The organism is Cellulomonas sp. NTE-D12, from assembly GCF_027923705.1.
Lineage (GTDB): Bacteria > Actinomycetota > Actinomycetes > Actinomycetales > Cellulomonadaceae > Cellulomonas.
Genome location: NZ_AP026442.1, coordinates 2,304,510 through 2,323,376 on the forward strand (window position 1 = coordinate 2,304,510; position 18,867 = coordinate 2,323,376).

Below are 18,867 nucleotides of genomic sequence, written 5' to 3' on the forward strand. Positions count from 1 at the left end.
ACCGACGCGACCGGCGCGGCTCGGCCGGACCGGCCGGCGTGGCGGTGGGTCGCAGGGCTCAGCCGACGCTGACGGTGGGGGTGCCGGAGCCCGTCTCGACCGGGTCCATCGTCTCGGCCAGGCGCATGGCCTCCTCGATGAGCGTCTCGACGATCTTCGACTCCGGGACCGTCTTGATCACCTCGCCGCGGACGAAGATCTGGCCCTTGCCGTTGCCCGACGCGACACCGAGGTCCGCCTCGCGCGCCTCACCCGGGCCGTTGACCACGCACCCCATCACCGCGACCCGCAGCGGGACCTCCATGCCCTCCAGCCCGGCGGTGACCCGCTCGGCGAGCGAGTACACGTCCACCTGGGCCCGGCCGCAGGACGGGCAGGAGACGATCTCCAGCTTGCGCGGCCGCAAGTTGAGCGACTGCAGGATCTGGATGCCGACCTTGACCTCCTCGACCGGCGGGGCCGACAGGGAGACGCGGATCGTGTCGCCGATCCCCTTGCTCAGCAGCGCGCCGAAAGCCGTGGCGGACTTGATGGTGCCCTGGAAGGCCGGACCGGCCTCGGTCACCCCGAGGTGCAGGGGCCAATCCCCCCGCTCGGACAGCAGCTCGTAGGCGCGCACCATCACGACGGGGTCGTGGTGCTTCACCGAGATCTTGAAGTCGTGGAAGTCGTGCTCCTCGAACAGGGACGCCTCCCAGACGGCCGACTCGACGAGCGCCTCCGGGGTGGCCGAGCCGTACTTCTGGAGCAGCCGCGGGTCCAGGGAGCCGGCGTTGACGCCGATGCGCAGCGAGACCCCGGCGTCCGTCGCGGCCTTGGCGATCTCGCGCACCTGGTCGTCGAACTTGCGGATGTTGCCGGGGTTGACGCGGACGGCGGCGCAGCCGGCGTCGATCGCGGCGAACACGTACTTCGGCTGGAAGTGGATGTCGGCGATCACCGGGATCTGCGACTTGTGCGCGATCGCGGGCAGCGCGTCGGCGTCGTCCTGGCTCGGGACGGCCACCCGGACGATGTCGCAGCCGGCCGCGGTCAGGGCGGCGATCTGCTGCAGGGTCGCGTTGATGTCGGTGGTCGGCGTCGTGGTCATCGACTGGACGCTGATCGGCGCGTCGCCACCGACCTCGACCTTGCCGACGCGGATCTTGCGGGTGGGTCGCCGCGGCGCGAGGACGGGCGCCGGAGACGCAGGCATGCCGAGGTTGATGGCGGGGCTCACTGCCTCATCATCCCACTCAGCCGAGCCGGACCGGGTTGACGAGGTCGGCCCACACCAGCACCAGCCCCATGCCGCCGAGCACGACGAACATCCCGTAGGCGAGCGGGACCAGGCGCGCCGAGTCGAACGGGCGAGGCCGGGCCAGCCCTCGCAGCCGCGCCACCTGCCGCTTCGCGCCCTCCCAGAGGGCGGCGGCGACGTGGCCGCCGTCGAGCGGTGGCAGCGGTATGAGGTTGAACACGAACAGGCTGATGTTCAGGGCGGCGAGCATCTCCAGCAGGCCGACGGCCCGCAGGCCGAGGTCGACGCCCGCGGCCTTGTCCGAGGCGATCTCCCCGGCCAGCCGGCCGACGCCGACGATGCCGACCACGCTGCTCGAGTCGCGGGGCTGGCCGTTGACCGTCTCGCTGACCACCTGGGCGGTGCGCTGCGGCAGGGCGACCACGATCTTCATCGTCTGCCAGGTCCGGTCGGCCATCTGCCCCGGCAGGCTGAGCACGGACATCCGCTGGGTGGCGGTGGTCGGGGTGGCGCCGAGGAAGCCGGCCTTCTGGGTCTTGGCGGTGCCGTCTGCGTTGGTCACCACGTTGCCGTTGGCGTCCAGCACCGGGCGGTCCGTGACGATCGGGGTGACGGTCAGGGTGATCGGCGAGCCGGCGCGCTGGACCACCATCGGCACCGTCTGCCCGCCGGAGGCCCTGATCAGCGCCGTCAGCTGCGTCCACGACGTGACCGCGGTGCCGTCGTAGGAGACGACGTGGTCGCCCGGCTTGAGACCGGCTGCGGCCGAGGGAGCCGCCGGATCGCCGGCCTGGCACGTGGACGCGGTGGAGCTCGCGGGGAGAACGCACTGCGAGACCTCGGCCACGGTGGTGGTGGTGCCGGGGATGCCGATGCCGACGTAGGCGATGCCGAGCAGCACCACGGCGATCAGCAGGTTCATCACCGGGCCGCCCATCATCACCACGAGCTTCTTCGGCGTGGACAGGCGGTAGAACGCCCGGTGGTCCTCCCCCGGGTGGATCTCCTCGGCGCTGGCGGCGCGGGCGTCGGCCGCGAGCCGACCGGCCCACGTCCGCGGCTCCTTCGCCTCCACCGCGGCCGCGGTCGGGTACATGCCGACCAGCCGCACGTAGCCGCCGAGGGGGATCGCCTTGAGGCCGTACTCCGTCTCGCCGCGCGTGCGGGACCACAGCGTCGGGCCGAAGCCGACCATGTACTGGCTGACCCGCACACCGAACCGCTTGGCGGGGATCATGTGGCCCAGCTCGTGCAGGCCGATCGACGCCAGCAGGACGACGACGACGATGAGCACCGCCACCACATAGGCCATGAGCCGCGACCGACCTTCCGCCCGTTCCGGGCCGTCCCGTCCTGCGCCGGCAGCCGCCGGCCGCACCATTGTCCGCTGCCTGCCTGGGACCTGCCTCGAAACGGCCTGGGAAGGCGCCCGACGACCTCCGTCCGACGCAGCGGTCCGCGCACGGCCGACGGCACGGAGCGGCGACAGGCCGGTGACCAGGGGCTGTGGAACGATCGCGGCATGGCGTCCCTGCACCGCTCGCTGTGGTGGGACCAGCTGCTCACCGCCCGGCCGCAGGAGGCGGTGCCACGACCGCCGCTCGACGGCGACACGACGGCCGACGTCGCCGTCGTCGGTGCCGGCCTGACCGGTCTGTGGACCGCGTACTACCTCCAGGAGGCCGACCCCGGTCTCGACGTGCTCGTCCTCGACCAGGACGTCGCGGGAGCCGGTGCCAGCGGGCGCAGCAGCGGCTGGTGCTCGGCGCGGCTCGGCGTCTCCGCCGCGGAGCTGGCCCGCCTGCACGGTGCCGAGGGCGCGCGCGACCTGCGCGCCGCGATGCGGGACGCGGTCGTCGAGGTCGGGGGCGTGGCCGCCGCGGAGCACCTCGCGTGCGACTTCACCTACGCCGGCACCGTCAGCGTCGCGCGCAACGGCGCGCAGCTCGCGCGGCTGCGGGCGCACGCCGCGGAGGCGGCCGCCTGGGGCGACGAGCTCGAGCTGCTGGGGCCCGACGAGGTCGCCACCCACCTGGTGGCCGCCGGCGTGCTGGGTGGGGCGTACACCCCGGACTGCGCCTTCCTCCAACCGGCCGCGCTGGTGCGCCAGCTGGCCGACCTGGTCGTGTCGCGGGGCGCGAGGCTGGTCGAGCAGACCCGGGCCGTGCGCATCTCGCCGCGCGCCGTGGTGACGCTCCACGGCACCGTGCGCGCCCGGTGGGTGGTGCGCGCCGTCGAGGCCTGGTCGGCGCAGCTGTCCGGCTCCGCCCGCGACGTCGCGCCGGTGCGCACTCAGCTGCTGGCCACCGAGCCGCTGGACCGGCAGGTCTGGGAGCGGATCGCCCTCCGACCGGGTGGGACCTTCGAGGACGTCGCGCACCTGGCGCTCCGCGGCGTCCGGACGACGGACGACCGCCTGGTGCTGGGTGGGCGGGCGGCAGGAGGCGCGATCCGGGCGTTCGACGAGGTCCCCGGGGACCCGGACCCACCGTGGGAGCGGTTCGAGCGCGGCCTGCGGAGCCTGTTCCCCGCGACCGACGGCGTCGCGGTGACGCACCGCTGGGGCGGCCCGGTCGGCGTCCCCCGCGACGGTCATCCGTCGGTGGGTCTCGACGCCGAGTCCGGACTCGGCTGGGCAGGGGGCTACGGGGACGACGGGGTCGCAGCCGCGAACCTCGCCGGCCGGACGCTGGCCGACCTGGTGACAGGGGCGGACTCGCCTCTGGTCCACCTGCCCTGGGTGGGGCACCGGTCCCCGCGATGGGCGCGAGGCGTCCTGCGCAGCGCGGAGGTGACGGCAGCCGGCTGGGCGGCTCGCCTCGCCGACGAGGCCGAGACGTTGACGGAGCGCCGCGCCGGCGGCCGCTGACCGGCTCGCACCCTCGTCAGGCGCAGGCCGTGCCGGTCAACGCTCGTCGAGCAGCTGCCGGGCACGCACGCGGGCCCACCGCTCCGCGGCGAGAACGGTCGGCAGGTCGATGCCGTCCGCCGATGTGCCCGGGTGCTCGTCGAGCACGCGATGCACCGTCGCGACGATGTCGAGGAACCCGATGCGGCCGGCCAGGAACGCGGCGACGGACTCCTCGTTCGCCGCGTTGTAGACGGCAGGGTGCGTCGCCGACGCCGCCAGGGCGGCACGGGCGAGGCGCACGGCGGGGAACGCGTCCTCGTCCAGTGGCTCGAAGGTCCACGCCGTCGGGCCGGACCAGTCGCACGCGGGCACCACGCCGTCGAGCCGCTCGGGCCAGGACAGCCCGAGCGCGATCGGCAGGCGCATGTCCGGCGGGGACGCCTGGGCGACGGTGGACCCGTCCACGAACTCGACCATCGAGTGCACGACCGACTGCGGGTGCACCACCACGGTGATGTCCTGCGGCGGCACGTCGAACAAGAGGTGCGCCTCGATCAGCTCGAGGCCCTTGTTCACCATCGTCGCGGAGTTGATCGTCACCACCGGGCCCATCGACCACGTCGGGTGAGCCAGCGCCTGTGCCGCCGTGGCGGCCTTGCGCTCGTCGAGCGTGGTCCCCCGGAACGGGCCGCCCGAGGCCGTCAGCACCAGCCGGCGGACCTCGGCGTGCGTGCCGGACCGCAGCGCCTGGGCGATCGCCGAGTGCTCGGAGTCCACCGGGACCAGCTGGTCCTGCCGACGCTGCGCCGCGCGGACCAGGTGCCCGCCCACCACCAGGGACTCCTTGTTGGCAAGCGCGAGCGTGCTGCCCGCGCCGAGCGCGGCCAGCGTCGGCCCCAGACCGACGGAGCCGGTGATGCCGTTGAGCACGACGTCGGCTCCCTCTGCGGCGACGCGCGCGGCGGCGTCCGCTCCGGTCAGCACGTGCGTCCCGGTCCCCTCGAGACGCTCGCGAACCGCCGCGCCGGCCTCCTCGTCGGCCACGGCCACCACCGGCACGTGATGAGCACGCACCTGCGCCACGAGCAGGTCGACGTTCCCGCCGCCCGCGGAGAGACCCACCACCTCGAACCGCTCGGGGAACCGGTCGATGACGTCCAGCGCCTGGGTGCCGATCGAGCCGGTGGAGCCCAGCAGCACCACCGAACGGCGCGCGCTCCCCGTCACAGCGGCGTGCCCACCCGACACCGTGCTCACTCGACGCCGAGCAGCACCTCGACGGCGCGACCGAAGAACGCGTCGACCGAGGCCTCGTCGTACCCGTTCTTGCCGCTGCGCGAGCGGAAGGTGGCGTTGCGCACCTCTGCGGCGGTCAGCGGCGCGCCCGTGTCGAAGTAGGCGACCAACCGGTGGCAGAGCTCGTCGACATCGGCCGGCTCGTACCCTGGCTGACGCCCCTCCGGCGGCGCGAACCGGTCACCGTCGGGACGGCCCAGCCGGCCGTACAGCGTGCGCGCCTGCTCGCCGAGGTGCGCCAGCCACGCCTCCTGGCCCCGCTGGGCGACGAAGTCGGCACGGGACCGCGCCACGAACGCCGCCTCCAGGCGGTCGAGGGCGGCGTCGACCGCCGCGGTCACGTACCCGCCACGGATCATCGAGAACGAGACCCGGCGGACGTCCTTGCCGGACAGGCCCCCCGCGGGCCCCTGCTCGTACATCGACCGCGCGTGCGAGAAGAACTCGTCGACCTCGTCCGGGTCGTACCCGCGCCGCACGCTGGAGACCGTGCGGAACATCCCGTCGCTCACCGCTCCTCCTCGCTCGCCGGTGCACCGGCCGCCTCGTCCTCGACCGCCGCGAGCTGACCGCACGCGCCGTCGATCTCGCTGCCGCGGGTGTCCCGCACCGTCGTCGGGATGCCGTGCGCGCGCAGCCGCGCGACGAACTCCGCCTCCACCGCGGGGTCGCTCGCCGTCCAGCGGGAGCCCGGCACCGGGTTGAGCGGGATCGGGTTGCAGTGCACCCACCCCTGACCCCGCGCCGCGAGCTTCTCCCCGAGCAGGTCGGCGCGCCAGGCGTGGTCGTTCACGTCGCGGATCAGCGCGTACTCGATCGACACCCGACGGCCCGTCCTGTCGAAGTACCGGCGCGCGCTGTCGATCGCCTCGTCGACGCTCCACCGGGTGTTCACCGGGACCAGCTCGCTGCGCAGCTCGTCGTCCGGGGCGTGCAGCGACAGGGCCAGCGTCACCGGGATGCCCTCGTCGGCCAGCCGGTCCATCGCCGGCACCAGCCCGACGGTCGACACCGTGACGTTGCGCGCGGACAGCCCGAGACCCTCCGGCGGGGCCGCGACCAGGAGTCGCACGGTGGCCATCACCGAGCGGTAGTTCGCCAGGGGCTCGCCCATCCCCATGAAGACGACGTTGCTCAGCCGGGTCGCCCCGCCAGCCACCTCGCCGTCCGCGAGGGAGCGTGCCGCGCGCCGCACCTGCTCGACGATCTCGGCCGTCGACAGGTTCCGGGTGAGGCCCAGCTGACCGGTGGCGCAGAAGGCGCACGCCAGACCGCACCCGGCCTGGCTGGAGACGCAGAGCGTGGCACGGTCCGGGTACCGCATCAGCACCGACTCGACGCGGGCGCCGTCGAACAGGTGCCACAGCGTCTTCACCGTTGTCCCACGGTCGGCGGTCAGCGTGCGCGCCGGGGTCAGCAGCGGTGGGAACAGGTCGGCCGCCAGCGTGTCCCGAGCGGCGGCCGGCAGGTCGGTCATCGCCTCGGGGTCCACGGTGAGGTGCGTGAAGTAGTGCGTCGCGAGCTGGCGGGCCCGGAACGCCGGCTGGCCGAGCGCCTGCACGGCCGCCGCACGCTCCGACGGCGTCAGGTCGACGAAGTGGCGCGGCGGCTTGCCCCGCGGACCGCGGGACGGCGAGGAGAGGTCCAGCCGGACCGGGGTGCCTGTCATCGGACCGGCACCAGCACGGCGAGCACCAGGTACACCGCGGGCGCCGTGAGCAGCAACGAGTCGAGCCGGTCGAGCAGGCCGCCATGGCCGGGCAGCAGGCTGCCCATGTCCTTCAGCTCGAGGTCCCGCTTCAGCATCGACTCCGACAGGTCGCCGAGCGTCGCGGTGCACACCGTCGCGAGGCCCAGCAGCACCCCCACGTAGGGCTGCGCTCCGAACGCCACCTGCACGCCGACCACGCCGACCACGCAGGCCAGCACCACCGATCCCGCCAGCCCCTCCCAGCTCTTCTTCGGGCTGACGCTCGGCGCGAGCGGGTGCCGTCCGAGCAGCACCCCCACGGAGTAGCCACCGACGTCGCTCGCCACCGCGAGCAGGACGAACACGAGCGTGCGGGACGGCCCGTCCGGCTGGGCGAGCATCAGCATCGCGAAGCCGGCGAGGAACGGCAGGTACGCCGCAGCGAACGCCGCGGCCGTCGAGTCGCGCAGCGCGGGCCGGCCGGAGCCGTCCAGCACGCGCCAGACCACGGCACCGCCGACGGTGAGGACGAACGCCACGATCAGCGCCTCCGGACCGGCGGTGTACGCCGACACGAGGATCCCGATCGAGCCGACGATCAGCGGGACCAGCGGCAGGTGCACGTCGCGGCGGGTGAACGCGCGCGCGAGCTCCCACATCGCCCCGCAGACCAGGATCACCGCCAGGACGCCGAAGGCCTCCTTGCGGATGAACAGCGAGGCGACCACCACGCCGAGCAGGCCGAGACCCACCGCGACCGCGACCGGCAGGTCACGGCCCGGAGTCGGGGTGCGGGGGGCGGCGAGCTGCGACATCAGACCTCGAGCAGCTCGCTCTCCTTGGTGGCGAGCAGGTGGTCCACCAGCTCGACGTGCTTCTTGGTGAGGGCCTCGAGCTCCTTCTCGGCGCGGGCGACCTCGTCCTCGCCGGCCTCGCCGTCACGGGCGATCCGGTCCAGCTCGTCCTTGGCGTGCCGACGCACGCTGCGCACCGAGACGCGGGCGTCCTCGGCCTTGGTCTTCGCGAGCTTGACGAAGTCCTTGCGCCGCTCGGCGGTCAGCGCCGGGAGCACGACTCGGATCACGCCACCGTCGTCCGTCGGGTTCACCCCGAGGTCGGAGTCGCGGATCGCCTTCTCGATGGCGTGCATCGAGGACTTGTCGAACGGGGAGATCAGCATCGTCCGCGCCTCGGGCACGTTGAACGACGCCAGCTGCTGCAGCGGCGTCGGGCTCCCGTAGTAGTCGACCAGGATCTTGGAGAACATCGCCGCGTTCGCACGGCCGGTGCGGATCGACGAGAAGTCGTCCTTCGCGACCTCGATCGCCTTGTCCATCTTCTCCTCGGCCTCGAGGAGGGTCTCGTCGATCACGCCGAGCTCCTTCGTGCTGCGATGCGGGTGGGGACGGGGTCGTGGGCTGGGAGGTCAGCTCGTGGTGACGAGCGTGCCGATCCTCTCACCGTCGAGCGCCCGGGTGACGTTCCCGCGCTCCTCGAGGCCGAACACGACCATCCGGACGTCGTTGTCACGGCACAGGGACAGGGCCGTGGCGTCCATCACCTCGAGGCCCTGGACCAGCGCCTCGGTGTAGGTCAGGTGGTCGAGCTTGCGGGCCGACGGGTCGCGGCGCGGGTCGGCGCTGTAGACGCCGTCCACGCCGTTCTTGCCCATCAGCACCTCCTGGCAGTGGGTCTCGAGAGCCCGCTGCACCGCCACCGTGTCCGTGGAGAAGAACGGCATGCCTGCCCCGGCGCCGAAGATCACGACGCGGCCCTTCTCCAGGTGCCGGATCGCCCGCAGCGGGATGTACGGCTCGGCGACCTGGCCCATCGTGATCGCGGTCTGGACGCGGGTGCTGACGCCGGCCTGCTCCAGGAAGTCCTGCAACGCGAGGCAGTTCATCACCGTGCCCAGCATGCCCATGTAGTCGGCGCGAGCCCGGTCCATGCCGTTCTGCGCCAGCTCTGCCCCGCGGAAGAAGTTGCCGCCGCCGACGACGATCGCCACCTGCACGCCGTTGCGCACGGCCACCGCGATCTCGTCCGCGATGCGCCGCACCACGTCCGCCGCGAGCCCGACGCTCCCGCCGCCGAACGACTCTCCGGAGAGCTTGAGCAGCACCCGCCGGGTCCACTTGTCGGAGCGATCCTTGCCCTGCGGGCTCACATGTCCTCCACTGGTGGCCGGTCCGCCCGGGTACGGCGGGGTGATGCTGACGTGCCGGTGACCGGGCCCCGAAGGGCACCGGTCACCGGCACGGTGGTGCTCAGGCGCCGACGCGGAACCGCGCGAAGCCGGTGACGGTGCCACCGACCTCGGCGAGGACCTGGCCGACGGACTTCTTCGCGTCGCGGGCGAACGCCTGGTCGACCAGGACGTTCTCCTTGAAGAAGCCGACGAGGCGACCCTCCACGATCTTCGGCAGGGCAGCCTCGGGCTTGCCCTCACCACGCGCGGTCTCCTCGGCGATGTGCCGCTCGCTCGCGACGACGTCCGCGGGGACGTCCTCACGGGTGAGGTAGGTCGGCGAGTACGCCGCGATGTGCGTGGCGATGTCGCGGGCGACCGAGGCGCCGGCCGCGTCCGTGGCGACCAGCACGCCGACCTGCGGGGGCAGGTCCTTGTTGACCTTGTGCAGGTAGACCTCGACGTGCTCGCCGGCCAGGCGGGCGAGCCGCCGGACGACGATCTTCTCGCCGATGGTCGCCGCGATGTCGTCGACCACGGACTGCACCGGGGTGCCGTCCGAGTCGGCGGCGAGCAGCGCGTCCGCGTCACGGGCGCCGGAGGAGACAGCCGCCGCGAGCACGCGGTCCGCGAAGGAGATGAAGGTCTGGTTCTTGGCGACGAAGTCCGTCTCCGAGTTGACCTCGAGCAGCACCGCGCTCTGACCCTCGCCATCGGCCGTCGGGCCGACCCACGCCGTCACCAGGCCGTCGGAGGCCGAGCGACCCTCGCGCTTGCCGATGCCCTTCAGGCCCTTGACGCGGATGATCTCCAGCGCCTTCTCCGAGTCGCCGTCCGCCTCGTCGAGCGCCTTCTTGACGTCGAGCATGCCGGCGCCCGTCTTCTCGCGGAGCGCCTTGATGTCAGCGACCGAGTAGTTCGCCATCAGTGGTTCCTGTCCTCGTGTGCTCGTGGTGGGTGCTCAGGCCTCGGCCGGCGCGTCGGTGCCGGGCTCGTCGGCGGCAGGCGCCTCGACCTCGGCCGCCTCGGCGGCGGGCGTCTCGACCACGGAGGTCTCCTCGACCTGCTCCGCGACCTCCTCGACGGCCTCGGCGACCTCGGGCTGGGCAGCGGGGGTCACGTCGGCGGCGGCCAGGTCGGCCTCGGCACCGGCGAGCAGCTCGCGCTCCCACTCGGCCAGCGGCTCGGCCTCGACCGTGCCGGCGCCCTCGGCGGCAGCCGGCGCGCCGGAGTGGCGCTTGAGCAGACCGTCGGCGACCGCGTCGGCGATCACGCGGGTGAGCAGCTGGACGGCGCGGATCGCGTCGTCGTTGCCCGGGATCGGGTAGTCGACCTGGTCGGGGTCGCAGTTGGTGTCCAGGATCGCGACGACCGGGATGCCCAGCTTGCGGGCCTCGTCGACGGCGAGGTGCTCCTTGTTGGTGTCGACGATCCACACCGCGGACGGCACCTTGGCCATGTCACGGATGCCGCCGAGGGTCTTGGAGAGCTTGTCCTTCTCACGGCGCAGGACGAGCAGCTCCTTCTTCGTCAGGCCGGAGGCCGCGACGTCGTCGAAGTCGATCTGCTCGAGCTCCTTGAGGCGCTGCAGGCGCTTGTGCACCGTCGAGAAGTTGGTCAGCATGCCGCCCAGCCAGCGCTGGTTGACGTAGGGCATGCCCACGCGCGCGGCCTGCTCGGCGACGGGCTCCTGCGCCTGCTTCTTGGTGCCGACGAAGAGCACGGTGCCACCGTGCGCGACGGTCTGGCTGACGAAGTCGTACGCGCTGTCGATGAAGGTCAGCGACTGCTGCAGGTCGACGATGTAGATGCCGTTGCGCTCGGTGAAGATGAAGCGCTTCATCTTGGGGTTCCAGCGGCGGGTCTGGTGCCCGAAGTGGACACCGCTCTCCAGCAGCTGGCGCATGGTCACGACGGCCATGGCACGGTCCTTCCGGCGCTCGCCCAGGGCGTGCGCGCTCGTGCGGGTCCCGTCCAGGACGGGCACACCGCGGCTCGGTTGTCGGCCCCGACCGGTCGGTCGGTGCCCCTGGCGCCAGCCGGTGCACCGCGCCGGGCGTGGCCCGGACCGCTGCGATGCTCGGCCCCGCCCGTGGCGACCCGAGGGTCGTGAGGACGGGAGATGACGCGCGAAGTCGACCGGTACGGACCGGTCGCCGAGGCAATGCTACCGGATCGCTGCCGGCGCCCGGGCCTGCGACGGGGCACCGACGGCGGAGCGGGGGCAGCGCGCGGCCACGGACGGGGGCAGCAGCGGGCGCGGTGCGGCGGGCGGTCCCGGGGTCGTTCCCGCTCGAGCGACCACAGCCCCGTCCGGGTGCAGGTGCGGCACCGGGACAGGCCTGGAGAGCGTCGACCCGGTCGCGCGACCGGTTGGCTCGTCCGGTGCGGCCCGCTGCTCTCCGACCTCTGCCGACCCCGACGGCACCCGTCCCCGTCGCCCGTGGCCGTCGTGCGCGAGCCGTCGTCAGGCTCGCCGCCACCACGGCGCTGCTCGTCGGCACGGTCGCCGCCCCCGCAGCACCGAGCGCGTCCGTCCCGGGGAGCGTGATCGGTGCCGGCGCGCTGCGTGGCACGCCCCCGACCGGCGGACCGGTGGCCGTCTACCGGGCCCCGGTCCCGGGTACCCCCTCGTTCGCACACCCCTTCCGGGCCCCCGCGCAGCGGTGGTCGGCCGGCCACCGGGGCGTGGACCTCTGGCTGGGCGACGACATGCCCGTCCTGGCGCCGGCCGCCGGCACCGTGACGTTCGCCGGCACGGTCGTGGACCGGGGAGTGGTGTCGGTGCTCCACCCCGACGGGCGGCGGAGCAGCGTCGAGCCGGTGGTGGCTGCCGTGGTCGTCGGCCAGCAGGTGGGTGCCGGTGACGTCCTGGGGACTCTCGACGGGTCGGGCGGCCACTGCACACCCCGCAGCTGCGTGCACTGGGGCCTGCGGGAGGGTGACCGCTACCTGGACCCGGTGACGGTGCTGTCCGGTGGCGGGCCGATCGTGCTGCTCCCGGTGGCACCCGCCGGGTGAGGACGGCGTTCGATCGGGTTCGTCCGGACGCCGTCAGGCGTCCGCTGTCGCGTCAGGCGTGCTCCGCCTCGTCAGCCGCGCTCGGCCTCGACCAGTCGCGTCCGGAGCCGGGCCATCGCCGCGGTGTGCATCTGCGAGATGCGGGACTCGGTCACGCCGAGCAGCCGGCCGATCTCGGCCAACGTCATGCCCTCGTAGTAGTAGAGGACCACGACCATCCGCTCACGCTCGCCGAGCTGCTCGATGGCCCGCGCCAGCAGGAACTTGGTCTCCTGCGCCTCGACCGACCGCGCAGGGTCCTCCGACCGCTCGTCGCCGAGCGTGTCCCCGAGGGACACGGAGCCGGGCCGGTCGTCCCCGCCCAGCATCTCGTCGAGCGCAGCCACGTTGACGGAGGACAGCTGACCGAGCACGGAGCGCAGCTCCTCGACCGGCATCTGCAGGTGGCCCGCCACCTCGTGCTCGCTCGGTGAGCGGTGCAGGGTCGCCTCGAGCTCGCCGTAGGCACGGTCGACAGCGCGGGCCTTCGTCCGGACGGAGCGGGGCACCCAGTCCATCGCGCGCAGCTCGTCGATGATCGCGCCGCGGATCCGCGAGGACGCGTACGACTCGAACTTCACGGAACGACCCAGCTCGTACTTCTCGATGGCGTCGATCAGGCCGAACATGCCGTAGGACACCAGGTCCGCGTGCTCCACCATGCTCGGTAGACGCATCCCGACCCGGCCGGCGACGGCCGTGACCAGCGGCACGAAGCTCATGATCAGGCGCTCGCGCGCCTGGGGGCAGCCCGTGTCCTTGAAGGCCACCCAGGTGGCCTCGAGGTCCAGGACGGCGTCGGCGACCGGACCCGTCGGTACGGCGGTGCCTGCGGCGACGGAGCGCTGCTGCGGGATGACACCCTGCGGGGCGGTGCCGGCCGCATAGCGGTCTGCCGGCTCGGCCGTGCGCACGGACGAGCGGACCGGCGCGCTCAGGGGTGTGGTCATGGGGGGCTCCGTCCGGGGGCTCATGCGCGGGGGTGAGCGAGCTGGTAGGCGGAGCGCAGACGCTCCGCCGAGACGTGGGTGTACCGCTGCGTGGTGCCGAGGCTTGCGTGGCCCAGCAGCTCCTGGACGGTCCGCAGGTCCGAACCGCCCTCGAGAAGGTGCGTCGCGGCCGTGTGGCGGAGCGCGTGCGGGGCGACGTCGTCCACCCCCGCGGTGGCGGCAAGCCGGTGCACCGCATCCCGCAGCCGTCGCTGGTCGACACGGGCGCCCCGAGCACCGAGGAACAGCGCGTCGCCGGACATCGGGCCGGCCAGGCGGGGCCGACCGAGCTCGAGCCACGCACGAGCTGCCTGCACGGCGGGAAGGCCCACCGGCACCACTCGCTCCTTGCCGCCCTTGCCGAACACCCGCAGCGTCCGCTCGTTCAGGTCGAGGTCCGACAGGCTCGCTCCGCAGAGCTCCCCGACCCGTACCCCGGTGGCGTACAGCAGCTCGGCCGCCGCCCAGTCCCGCACCGCGACGGGGTCACCGTCCTGCGCCGCGGCCCGGGCCGTGTCCAGCAACGTGGTGACCGCAGGTTGCGCCAGCACGGTGGGCAGCACACCGGAGACCCGAGCCGTCGCGAGCCGAGCCGTCGGGTCGGATGCCAGGCGCCCGGTGTGGACGGCCCAGCCGAAGAACGTCCGGACGGCCGCCGAGCGGCGCGCCAGGGTCGCGCGGCTGTGCTGGCTCGCCGCCATCGCCGCGAGCCAGCCGCGCAGCGTGGTCAGGTCGATCGAGTCCAGGGTGCTGCGACCATGACGACCCGCGTACGCGAACAGGTGGTCCAGGTCTCCCTCGTAGGCGCGCACGGTGTGCTCGGACAGGCCCCGCTGGGCGCGCAGATGCAGGGCGAAGTCGGACTGCAGGAGGGCGCGCTCGGGCGCTCCCGCAGTGATCTCTGCCACGTACACATGCCTACCGTGACTGCTCGGCCGGATTCGGACAAGACACGCATGGGCACGCTTGCCGACCGCCTGGGCGAATGCGACGGCAATGTCCGATTCCGCGTCGACAATTGAGCCGAATGCCGTTGTTTTTCACCCGGTCGGCCGAGTGTCGGTCGCACGCGCCGACCGCCGAGCGGTCCACCGGTCTCCTGCGCGGACGGCGAGATCCTCGAGCTGCAGGATGCCGAGCGCTGCCCGCGCCTCGGCGACCGACGTGCCGGCGCGCGTCGCGATCGTCGACTCGTCCAGGCCGCCGCGCAGGGGCAACGCGTCATGGACCTGGAGGACCCTCGTGCCGAGGTCCGTGAGCGTGCCACGGCTGACCGCGTCGTCGCTGGTGCGGACGTCGCCGGCGTGGTGCAGGCCGCCCGGCAGCAGCTCGGCCACCTCGTCGGCGTCGGTCACGCACACCGCATGCCCTTCGCGGAGCAGCCGGTGGCATCCCGCGGACGCTGCGGAGGTCACCGGTCCCGGCACGGCGCCGACCGGCCGCAGCAGCGCCGCGGCGTGATGAGCGGAGCTGAGGGCGCCGGAGCGCCACGCCGCCTCCACGACCACGGTCGCGTCGGACAGTGCGGCGATCACACGGTTGCGTTGCAGAAACCGGGACTTGGTCGGAAGGGAACCCGGCGGGACCTCACTGACGAGGGCGCCGCCCGTTCCGACCGTTTCCTCGAAGATGCGCGCGTTCCCGGCCGGATAGGCGCGGTCCACGCCACCCGCGAGGACGACCAGGGTGAGGCCGCCAGCGCCGAGGGCGCCACGGTGCGCCGCTGCGTCGATGCCGTACGCACCGCCCGACGCGACACAGCTCCCCCGGGTCGCGAGGCCGTGAGCGAGGTCGTAGGCGACTCGCTCTCCGTACGTGGTGCTGGCTCGCGCCCCGACGACCGCGACGGTGCTGCGCGCGGGCAGCGCGCCGCGAACCCACAGAGCCGGTGGTGCGGCATCGCCCAGGTCGTCCAGACCGCGCGGCCACCCGTCGTCCCCCGGGACGACGAGATGACCGTTCAGGCGCTGCAGGGCGCCGAGGTCGCGCTCCGGGCACAGGGACTCGAGGCGCCCTGCCCAGCGCAGCAGGGCTCGGCCCAGCCGAGCGCGGTCGGCCGCGCCCATCTCCTCGCCCGCCGCGGTGAGCACGACGGACCAGTCGACGGCCCCCCGCGCTGCGGCACGAGCCCACGCGAGCGCGTGGGCGGCGCCGAGGATCCTGACCAACGCCCCGGCGATGCGGTCACCCGGCTCGACGAGAGCAGACCATGCAACCCGCGCCATCCGCTCCGCGGTCGCGGACGAGTCGTCCTCGTAGACGGTGCCGCTCACGCGCCCTGTCCTCGGGTCCGGAGCAGCAGCGCCCGGCCGACGTCGTCCCGCGACGGTGCAGCACGGCCCTGCAGGTCCGCGAGCGTCCAGGCGACCCTCAGCACCCGGTCCACCCCGCGCAGGCTGAGCGTCCCTCGGTCGAGCGCTCGGTCGAGGTCGGTCATCAGGCTGCGCCGCGGACCCAGGCGCTCGCGCAGCCAGCGTCCGGACACCTGCGCGTTGGTGCGCCACCCCGTTCCGGCCAGGCGCTCGACCGCCGCACCTCGGGCCTGCCGGACACGCTCCGCGACGACGGCGGACCGCTCCCCCGGTACGTCCTCGGCGCGTGCCGGGAGCACCTCGAGCTGGAGGTCGACGCGGTCCAGCAGCGGGCCCGACAGCTTGCCGAAGTACCGCCGCCGCTGTTCCGCCCGGCACGTGCACTCCAGCCCCTTGCCGACGGACCGGCCGCAGGGGCACGGGTTCGCCGCCAGCACCAGCTGGAAGCGAGCCGGGTACCGGGCTGCGCCGGCCGCCCGGTGCAGCACCACCTCGCCGTGCTCCAGGGGCTGACGCAGCGTCTGCAGCACCGCCGTGGGAAACTCCGGCGCCTCGTCGAGGAAGAGCACGCCGCAGTGGGCGCGGGAGGCCGCGCCCGGTCGCGGCACGCCGGAGCCACCACCCACGACGCTGGCCGGCGTCGCGGTGTGGTGCGGGTCCTCGAAGGGCGGCCGGCGGACCAGACCGTCACCCGCGTCGAAGGTCCCGGCGAGGGAGTGCACGGCCGTCACCTCGACCGCCTCCGCCTCGGCCAGGTCCGGCAGCAACCCGGGCAACCTCGCCGCCAGCATCGTCTTGCCGGCCCCGGGCGGTCCGACCATCAGCAGGTGGTGACCGCCCGCCGCCGCCACCTCGAGGCAGTGCCGCGCCTCGGGCTGGCCGATCACGTCCGCCAGGTCGGGGTCCACGACGGCACGCCGAGCCGGGACGTCGTCGTGCACCGGCGGCAGGTCCGGCACCTCGACGTCGGCCCCGTAGCGGCTCGCCACCTCCGCGAGGCAGGCGGCACCCACCACCTCGGCACCCGGGACGAGGGACGCCTCCGCCGCGTTGGCCGTCGGCACGACGACACGCGGGTGGCCGGCCGCCACGGCGGCCGCGACGGCCGGGAGCACCCCCCGGACGGGGCGCAGCCGACCGTCGAGCCCGAGCTCACCGATGTGGACCCGGTCGGCCGCCGCGGCAGCGTCCACCACGCCGGCGCCCGCGAGCGTCGCGACGGCGATCGCCAGGTCGAAGCCCGAGCCGGCCTTGGGGAGCGTGGCCGGTGAGAGATTGACGGTGATGCGCCGGTTGGGCCACACGAGACCGCTCGAGGTCACGGCCGCCCGCACCCGGTCCCTCGCCTCGGCCAGGGCGGTGTCCGGCAGGCCCACGAGTGAGAACGCAGGCAACGACGGCGCGAGGTGCGCCTCGACCTCGACGAGGTGGCCGGACAGGCCCAGCAGGCTCACCGCCCTGGTGCGGCCGAGGGTCACTCAGACCACCGCCACGAGGTGCTCGACCCTGGCGGCACCACGGGGTGGGAGCGTCACGGCGATGACGTCGATGCGGACGGATGCCGCGTGCACGTCGTGGGCGTCCAGCCAGGCGGCCGTCAGGCGACGCAGCCGTGCGAGCTTGGCGCCGGTGACGGCCTCCGCCGGCGAGCCGAAGCGGTCCGAACGACGCGTCTTCACCTCGACCGCCACCAGCTCGCGCCCGTCGAGGCAGACGACGTCGAGCTCGCCGGCCGCACAGCGCCAGTTGCGGTCGAGCACCGTCCACCCCGCGGCCTGAACGTGCGCCACCGCCACGTCCTCGCCGTAGCGACCTACCGCGTCCTTGGCACGCATCGAGCACCACCTCCCGGTGCAGGGTGCTGCGCGCCCGCTCGGCTGCGACCGGTCACGGTGCGGCGCCGGGTCCGTCGGCGCGATCACTCCGGGCTGGGGACGGCTCGGACGGGACGACTCCCGCCCCGACGCGCCGCCACCCCGAGCGCTCGGCGGGTCGGCACGGGGTGGCGAACGCCCCGCGTGGCGGGTCCGGTGCGCGACGCGGTCTACCGGCGCGCGACGACCCCGCTGGTCAGCGCGTGAACGGCGAGCCGCCCCCGAGGTCCAGCTCCGGCTTGGCGAGCTCCTCGACGTTGACGTCCTTGAACGTCACCACCCGCACCGACTTCACGAACCGAGCCGAGCGGTACACGTCCCACACCCATGCGTCGGCGAGCGTCAGCTCGAAGTAGACCTCACCCGCCGCCGAGCGCACCTGGAGGTCGACCTGGTTGGCGAGGTAGAAGCGCCGTTCCGTCTCCACCACGTAGGAGAACAGCCCGACGACATCTCGGTACTCGCGGTAGAGCGCCAGCTCGGCGTCCGTCTCGTAGTTCTCCAGGTCCTCGGCGCTCACCGCCCCATCATCCCCCTGCCCCGACGACGTCGGCGCCACGGCCGGTGGCGACCCGGCCGCGGACGAGCGGCGTGAGGGCCTCCTCGGCGACCCCGGCGACCAGCTCGGACGGCTCGTCGTCGCACTCGTCGTCCTCGGCCGCGGCCAGCGCGGCGAGCAGCGCGGCGTCGTCCGTGCCGGGCAGCCGCCAGGAACGGCGGTGCAGGTCGCAGGGACCCCATGTGCGCAGGGCGGCGATGTGCTCGGGGGACGCGTAGCCCTTGTTCTCGTGCCAGCCGTACTCCGGGTGACCGGCCGCCAGCTCCACCATCAGGGCGTCGCGCTCGCACTTCGCCAGGACGCTGGCCGCGGCGACGCTGGCACAGGTGCGGTCGGCCTTCACGCGCGTGAGGACGCGCGGCAGAGGCCCGACGGGCTCGTCGTCGAACGAGAAGAGGTCCGGCTGGGGTGCCGTGAGCCAGTCGTGCGAACCGTCGAGCAGCACCACGTCCACCGGTCCGCACACCGACGCCGCCTCCGCGAGCGCGCGCGTGCCGGCGAGGCGGAGCGCCGCGATGATGCCGAGCTGGTCGATCTCCAGCGAGCTGGCGTGGCCGACGGCCCTCGCGACCCCCCACCGACGTAGGGCGGGGACGAGGGCGGTCCGGGCGAGCGGGGTGAGCAGCTTGGAGTCCGCGACGCCCTGGGGCGCGGAGCGCGTGGTCGCCGCGACGACGACGACCCCGACGCTCACCGGACCGGCCAGCGAGCCGCGCCCCACCTCGTCCATCCCGGCCACCAGCGTCGCACCGTCACGCAGCAGCCCGCGCTCGTGGCGCAGGTGCGGCGTCGGGCGACCCACCCGAGC

General features: G+C 73.7%; 19 protein-coding genes. 2 read left to right on the plus strand and 17 right to left on the minus strand.

Features of this window, described 5'->3' with window-relative positions; translation table 11 throughout:
* Positions 1-58: 58 nt before the first annotated feature.
* Positions 59-1,195 carry a flavodoxin-dependent (E)-4-hydroxy-3-methylbut-2-enyl-diphosphate synthase gene (ispG, locus tag QMF98_RS10610; protein ID WP_263732589.1) on the minus strand — a complete coding sequence of 379 codons (1,137 nt, stop codon included), beginning with the start codon at positions 1,193-1,195 and terminating at the stop codon, positions 59-61.
* Positions 1,196-1,235: 40 nt separating this feature from the next.
* Entirely contained in the window at positions 1,236-2,552 is a 1,317-nt protein-coding gene (locus QMF98_RS10615; RefSeq protein WP_337973020.1) for a M50 family metallopeptidase, read from the minus strand.
* A 210-nt stretch (positions 2,553-2,762) separates the two neighbouring features.
* Between QMF98_RS10615 and QMF98_RS10620 the strand changes: the two genes are divergently transcribed.
* Entirely contained in the window at positions 2,763-4,109 is a 1,347-nt protein-coding gene (locus tag QMF98_RS10620; protein ID WP_337973021.1) for an NAD(P)/FAD-dependent oxidoreductase, read from the plus strand.
* Between the two features lie 36 nt (positions 4,110-4,145).
* Here the strand turns inward: QMF98_RS10620 and dxr are convergent, their stop codons facing one another.
* From dxr to rpsB, 8 genes are all read right to left on the minus strand, one after another.
* Entirely contained in the window at positions 4,146-5,318 is a 1,173-nt protein-coding gene (gene dxr, locus QMF98_RS10625) for a 1-deoxy-D-xylulose-5-phosphate reductoisomerase (protein ID WP_337975607.1), read from the minus strand.
* Positions 5,319-5,344: 26 nt separating this feature from the next.
* On the minus strand, positions 5,345-5,899 hold the full coding sequence (locus QMF98_RS10630; protein WP_263732538.1) for a DivIVA domain-containing protein: 555 nt from the start codon (positions 5,897-5,899) through the stop codon (positions 5,345-5,347).
* Complete coding sequence (gene rlmN, locus QMF98_RS10635; RefSeq protein WP_337973022.1) at positions 5,896-7,056, minus strand: dual-specificity RNA methyltransferase RlmN; 1,161 nt, start codon at positions 7,054-7,056, stop codon at positions 5,896-5,898. Before rlmN ends, QMF98_RS10630 begins: the two co-directional genes overlap by 4 nt.
* Complete coding sequence (locus QMF98_RS10640; protein WP_291758701.1) at positions 7,053-7,892, minus strand: phosphatidate cytidylyltransferase; 840 nt, start codon at positions 7,890-7,892, stop codon at positions 7,053-7,055. The genes rlmN and QMF98_RS10640 overlap by 4 nt, the downstream gene beginning before the upstream one ends.
* Entirely contained in the window at positions 7,892-8,449 is a 558-nt protein-coding gene (gene frr / locus QMF98_RS10645; RefSeq protein ID WP_291758703.1) for a ribosome recycling factor, read from the minus strand. The genes QMF98_RS10640 and frr overlap by 1 nt, the downstream gene beginning before the upstream one ends.
* A 54-nt stretch (positions 8,450-8,503) precedes the next feature.
* Positions 8,504-9,244 (minus strand): UMP kinase, encoded by a 741-nt coding sequence (gene pyrH / locus QMF98_RS10650; RefSeq protein ID WP_291758705.1) that lies wholly within the window; start codon positions 9,242-9,244, stop codon positions 8,504-8,506.
* A gap of 100 nt (positions 9,245-9,344) precedes the next feature.
* On the minus strand, positions 9,345-10,190 hold the full coding sequence (gene tsf, locus QMF98_RS10655; RefSeq protein WP_291758708.1) for a translation elongation factor Ts: 846 nt from the start codon (positions 10,188-10,190) through the stop codon (positions 9,345-9,347).
* A gap of 36 nt (positions 10,191-10,226) precedes the next feature.
* The gene (rpsB, locus tag QMF98_RS10660; RefSeq protein WP_337973023.1) at positions 10,227-11,186 is read right to left on the minus strand and encodes a 30S ribosomal protein S2; all 960 of its coding nucleotides are present in this window, start codon (positions 11,184-11,186) and stop codon (positions 10,227-10,229) included.
* Between the two features lie 464 nt (positions 11,187-11,650).
* On the opposite strand from rpsB, the gene QMF98_RS10665 reads away from it, so the two are divergent.
* Positions 11,651-12,286 (plus strand): M23 family metallopeptidase, encoded by a 636-nt coding sequence (locus QMF98_RS10665; RefSeq protein ID WP_337973024.1) that lies wholly within the window; start codon positions 11,651-11,653, stop codon positions 12,284-12,286.
* 71 nt (positions 12,287-12,357) lie between these two features.
* Here QMF98_RS10665 and QMF98_RS10670 read toward each other — a convergent pair whose 3' ends face one another.
* From QMF98_RS10670 to rnhB, 7 genes are all read right to left on the minus strand, one after another.
* Positions 12,358-13,275, minus strand: coding sequence for a FliA/WhiG family RNA polymerase sigma factor (locus QMF98_RS10670; RefSeq protein WP_337973025.1), 918 nt, complete (start codon positions 13,273-13,275; stop codon positions 12,358-12,360).
* Positions 13,276-13,295: 20 nt separating this feature from the next.
* Positions 13,296-14,222, minus strand: a complete 927-nt coding sequence (locus tag QMF98_RS10675) for a tyrosine recombinase XerC (RefSeq protein WP_337973026.1) — start codon at positions 14,220-14,222, stop codon at positions 13,296-13,298.
* A gap of 132 nt (positions 14,223-14,354) precedes the next feature.
* The gene (dprA, locus tag QMF98_RS10680) at positions 14,355-15,587 is read right to left on the minus strand and encodes a DNA-processing protein DprA (RefSeq protein WP_337973027.1); all 1,233 of its coding nucleotides are present in this window, start codon (positions 15,585-15,587) and stop codon (positions 14,355-14,357) included.
* Positions 15,584-17,104, minus strand: a complete 1,521-nt coding sequence (locus tag QMF98_RS10685; RefSeq protein ID WP_337973028.1) for a YifB family Mg chelatase-like AAA ATPase — start codon at positions 17,102-17,104, stop codon at positions 15,584-15,586. Before QMF98_RS10685 ends, dprA begins: the two co-directional genes overlap by 4 nt.
* On the minus strand, positions 17,105-17,461 hold the full coding sequence (locus QMF98_RS10690) for a YraN family protein (RefSeq protein ID WP_337973029.1): 357 nt from the start codon (positions 17,459-17,461) through the stop codon (positions 17,105-17,107).
* A 235-nt stretch (positions 17,462-17,696) separates the two neighbouring features.
* Entirely contained in the window at positions 17,697-18,020 is a 324-nt protein-coding gene (locus tag QMF98_RS10695) for a DUF2469 domain-containing protein (RefSeq protein ID WP_291758722.1), read from the minus strand.
* A gap of 7 nt (positions 18,021-18,027) precedes the next feature.
* Positions 18,028-18,861, minus strand: a complete 834-nt coding sequence (gene rnhB, locus QMF98_RS10700; RefSeq protein WP_337973030.1) for a ribonuclease HII — start codon at positions 18,859-18,861, stop codon at positions 18,028-18,030.
* Between the last annotated feature and the right edge of the window lie 6 nt (positions 18,862-18,867).

Coding starts and splice junctions, on each gene's coding strand:
- ispG (WP_263732589.1), bottom strand. CDS start 1,195: ATGCCTGCGTCTCCGGCGCCCGTCCTCGCGCCGCGGCGACCCACCCGC.
- QMF98_RS10615 (WP_337973020.1), bottom strand. CDS start 2,552: ATGGCCTATGTGGTGGCGGTGCTCATCGTCGTCGTCGTCCTGCTGGCG.
- QMF98_RS10620 (WP_337973021.1), top strand. CDS start 2,763: ATGGCGTCCCTGCACCGCTCGCTGTGGTGGGACCAGCTGCTCACCGCC.
- rlmN (WP_337973022.1), bottom strand. CDS start 7,056: ATGACAGGCACCCCGGTCCGGCTGGACCTCTCCTCGCCGTCCCGCGGT.
- QMF98_RS10640 (WP_291758701.1), bottom strand. CDS start 7,892: ATGTCGCAGCTCGCCGCCCCCCGCACCCCGACTCCGGGCCGTGACCTG.
- tsf (WP_291758708.1), bottom strand. CDS start 10,190: ATGGCGAACTACTCGGTCGCTGACATCAAGGCGCTCCGCGAGAAGACG.
- rpsB (WP_337973023.1), bottom strand. CDS start 11,186: ATGGCCGTCGTGACCATGCGCCAGCTGCTGGAGAGCGGTGTCCACTTC.
- QMF98_RS10670 (WP_337973025.1), bottom strand. CDS start 13,275: ATGACCACACCCCTGAGCGCGCCGGTCCGCTCGTCCGTGCGCACGGCC.
- QMF98_RS10690 (WP_337973029.1), bottom strand. CDS start 17,461: ATGCGTGCCAAGGACGCGGTAGGTCGCTACGGCGAGGACGTGGCGGTG.